Origin of the sequence: Streptomyces fungicidicus, from assembly GCF_003665435.1 — a bacterium.
Classification (GTDB): domain Bacteria; phylum Actinomycetota; class Actinomycetes; order Streptomycetales; family Streptomycetaceae; genus Streptomyces; species Streptomyces fungicidicus.
On the sequence record NZ_CP023407.1, the window covers coordinates 1,401,106 to 1,404,786 of the forward strand.

Sequence of the window (3,681 nt, forward strand, 5' to 3'; positions counted from 1 at the left end):
CTCGACTCCTTCCGCAGACGTCTGCTGCCGTTACATGACCCGAATCTACGGGAACTGTCGCGCCCGGATTGCCCACGAGTACGGTTCACGGCCACCCGCTCGGGCTCATTCCGCGTCTTCCGGGACGCGGCGGGCGGGCAGCGGCACGCCGGGAGCGGCGGGTCCGGCCGAGGAGGGACGCTTCTCACCGAGTCCCGTCCGCAGGAGCCGGTTCAGCGCCGGGCCCGCCATCGCGGTCGTGACCAGGGCCATGACCACCATCATCGAGTAGAGGCTGCCGTCGAGGATTCCCGTCTCCACGCCGACCGTCAGCACGATCAGCTCGGTGAGCCCTCGCGTGTTCATCAGGGTGGCCAGCACCGCCGAGTCGTGGTTGCCCAGCCCGTGCAGCCGGGCCGCCGCGAAGGCGCTCGCGGACTTTCCGACGACGGCGACGGTCAGGACGAGGGCAAGTTCCCCGAAGCCGCCCAGGTCCAGCGCGGACAGATCGACCTTGAGTCCGGCGAGCAGGAAGTAGGCGGGCAGCAGCAGGATCAGTGTGACCTGCCGGGTCTCCTGTGTGGCCGTTGTGCGCAGGTGGTCGCCGGTGCCCCGCGGGAGGACCGCGCCGAACAGGAACGCCCCGAAGAGGAAGTGCAGGCCCAGCCATTCGGTGGCGACGGAGGAGAGCAGCAGGCCGGTGAGCACGACGGTGAGTGCCGGTCCGCGGTCCTGGAACCTCCCGCGCTCCTCCAGGTGCCGCAGCGCGGGGCGTACCGCCCACAGCATGACCGCGACGTAGGCGGGCAGCAGTACCAGGCGCCACGGCTCCTGTCCGTCCCGTCCGACGACCGCCATCACCGCGGCGAGCATCGACCAGGCGAGTACGTCCCCGACGGCGGCGGCGCACAGTGCGATCCCGCCCAGCCGCGTCCGGTTCAGGCCGCGGTCCGCGAGGATGCGCGCCAGGACCGGGAAGGCCGTCACGGACATGGCCACGCCCATGAAGAGGATGAACCCCAGCCGCTGCTCGGGCGCGTGTCGCTCGGCAAGGTGGAGGGCCACCAGCGTGCCCGCCGCGAACGGCACCGCCACGGAAGTCGTGGCAAGCGTGGTGACGACGCGCTGACCGCCGCGCAGCAGGTCGCGGTTGAGATCGATGCCGACGCCGAGCATGAACAGTGCGACACCCACATTGGCCAGAGCGGCGAGCAGGGGCCGCACGTCCGCGGGGAACACCGCGTCGGTGACCTCCTGTCCGAAAAGGGTGGGCCCCAGCAGGATGCCCGCGGTGATCTCGCCGAGGACCGGCGGCTGGCCGAGGCGTTGGAACAGATGTCCCGCGGCACGGGCGCAGACGATGATCAGCGCCAGGTCGAGCAGCAGGAACTGCACCTGGTGGGCGCTCACGGGCGTCTTCCCGTCAGGCGGGCGCGGAAGTCCGGCGCCCATCGGCCCGTGGCCACCTGCGCCGCGGTGCCCGTCACGGACACCTCTCCGGAGCGGGCGGTCTCCACCTCCAGGCTGCCGCCGGGCATCTCGACGGTCACCTTCTCCCCCGTCAGACCCAGGAGCTGGGCGGCGCGGGCAGCGGCGCACGCGCCGCTGCCGGAGGCCAGGGTGTACCCGGCCCCGCGTTCCCAGATCTCCGCGCGCACGGTGGCGTGGTCCCGCACCTGCACGAACTCCACGTTGACGCGCCCGGGGAAGGCGGGGTGGCCGGCTATCCGCGGCCCGAGGGCATGGGCCAGCTCCGGTGTGACGTTCTCCCGTACGACGACACAGTGGGGATTCCCGTCGGACAGACAGGTGATCTCGATGTTCTCCCCGTCCACCCGGAGGGTCTCCCGCAGCATGGGCCGGTCGTGGCCGGTGGCGCCGACGTCCCGGCTGGACGACGACATGGGGCCCAGGGCGAGCCGGATCAGGCCGGAGGCCCGGTCGAGAACCCGGACGGCGGTCAGGCCCGCGTCCGTGCGAATGGTGAAGTCGTCCGCACCGGCATAGCCGTGGTCCATCAGGTAGCGTGCGAACACGCGGATGCCGTTGCCGCTCCTCGCGCAGGGCGTGCCGTCGGAGTTGAAGATCCGCAGCCCGAACACGCCACCGCCGCCGTCGGGCGTCAGGGGCGGCCCGTCGTCCGGACCGAGGTCCGCCAGCGGGCCGAACAGCAGGCCGTCCGCGCCGACCCCGCGCCGGCGGTCGGTGACCATCCGCACCGTGTCGGCGGTCGGGCTCGCCCACGCGGCACTGGGGTCGATGACGAGGTAGTCGTTGCCGAGCGCCTCGTACTTCGTGAAGTCCTGGTCCATGCAGACACGTCTCTCGTCGGTGTTCACGCCGCACACGGGCTCGCCCGGTCCGCCGGGCTCGGCCGGACCGGGTGAGCATTCTGTGTGTGTGGACTTTCTTCCTGTGCGCCTCGGTCAGTTGGGGACGAGGTGGAACATCACGCTGTCGGCCGGGACGGAGATGGGGTGTTCCCCCTCGCACCGCCAGCCGGCCTCCTCGAACACCGGACGCCATTCCTCCAGCGTGGGCAGGTAGTCGCCCATGACGGCGTGGGCCAGCTCGAAGGCCATGCTGAACACCGGCATGTCCGTGTCCGGGTACGAGGTGGTACGGGTCGCGTCGGCGAGCAGGAAGTGCTTGAGGTCGGGGAACACCTCGCGGATGCGGCGCAACGAGGCGACGGCCTCCGCCCTCGGCCAGAAGTCGTGGCCCATCATGAAGCAGGTGAGCAGGTCGACTCCGGCGAACTCGGGGCGGGGCTCGAGCGCCGTGGCGTCGCCCTGGACGAGGCTGATCCTGTCCGACAGGCCCGCTTCCGCCACCGCCGCAGTGGCCACCTCGATGGCACCCGCGGCGAAGTCGATGCCCAGGGCCATGACTTCGGGCCCGGTACGGGCGAGGCGGATCAGCCGTTCGCCGCTGCCACACCCGAGGTCGGCGACGGAGGTGAAGTCCAGTCCGCTGACGACCGGCCAGAAGACCGGGTCCCACCACTCGGCGTTGATCTCGCGGCAGGCCACGCTGATGGCGGCCGCGTCACGGCGGTAGAAGGAGCCCACCCGGTTCTTCTCCCGGACCAGTGCCGGGAGGGTGCTGAACAGCTCACCGCAGCCCCGGGTCATCCAGTGGAAGAGCGACTTGCACCGGTCCGCCTCCTCGAAGTTGGGGCCGCGCCGGATCTGCGCCCCGTCACGCGAGACGATGTCCGCCGCCGCGAGCGCCCGGAACAGCTCGTGCGTCGAGCGGGTGTCCAGGCCCTCACGGGCGGCGAACTCGTCCGCGTCCAGCCGCTCCGACACGCGCAGCGCGTCGAAGGCGCCCATCTCCCACGCCGCGCTGATCGCGGACGCCGTGATGGCGTGGTTGAACACCTCGGTGACCGTCGTCGGCGCCGCCTGCGCCATCACCGTCCCGCTCATGCCGCGCTCCCTTCCAGGGCCTCGACCAGGCTCGTGGGTCGCATGTCCGTCCACTCCCTCTCGATGAAGTCCACGCAGGTCTGCCGGTCGCTCTCCGGGTGGACCACCTTCCAGCCGCCGGGAATCTCGGCGAAGGCCGGCCAGAGCGAGTACTGCGCCTCGTCGTTGATCAGCACCAGGAAGGAGCCGTCCGGGTCGTCGAAGGGATTACTCACTGTTCGAGCTCCATTCTTTTCTCGATCTCGTGGGAAACGAGCAGGGGTGGGCGAGC

General features: G+C 70.9%; 4 protein-coding genes. All 4 read right to left on the minus strand.

Annotated features, from left to right (window positions below; all coding sequences use genetic code 11):
• Positions 1-105: 105 nt before the first annotated feature.
• The 4 genes from CNQ36_RS06380 to CNQ36_RS06395 all read right to left on the minus strand — a co-directional run bounded on the left by CNQ36_RS06380 (position 106) and on the right by CNQ36_RS06395 (position 3,625).
• Positions 106-1,389, minus strand: a complete 1,284-nt coding sequence (locus CNQ36_RS06380; protein WP_121548381.1) for a cation:proton antiporter — start codon at positions 1,387-1,389, stop codon at positions 106-108.
• Positions 1,386-2,318, minus strand: a complete 933-nt coding sequence (dapF, locus tag CNQ36_RS06385; protein ID WP_163013207.1) for a diaminopimelate epimerase — start codon at positions 2,316-2,318, stop codon at positions 1,386-1,388. Before dapF ends, CNQ36_RS06380 begins: the two co-directional genes overlap by 4 nt.
• Positions 2,319-2,405: 87 nt before the next feature.
• Positions 2,406-3,410 (minus strand): class I SAM-dependent methyltransferase, encoded by a 1,005-nt coding sequence (locus CNQ36_RS06390; protein ID WP_121545265.1) that lies wholly within the window; start codon positions 3,408-3,410, stop codon positions 2,406-2,408.
• Positions 3,407-3,625: an MbtH family protein gene (locus CNQ36_RS06395; RefSeq protein WP_004933768.1), complete on the minus strand. Its 219-nt coding sequence runs from the start codon at positions 3,623-3,625 to the stop codon at positions 3,407-3,409. The genes CNQ36_RS06390 and CNQ36_RS06395 overlap by 4 nt, the downstream gene beginning before the upstream one ends.
• Between the last annotated feature and the right edge of the window lie 56 nt (positions 3,626-3,681).

What these genes read in the sequence shown, in the direction of transcription:
- CNQ36_RS06390 (WP_121545265.1), bottom strand. Translation starts at nt 3,410, where the DNA reads ATGAGCGGGACGGTGATGGCGCAGGCGGCGCCGACGACGGTCACCGAG.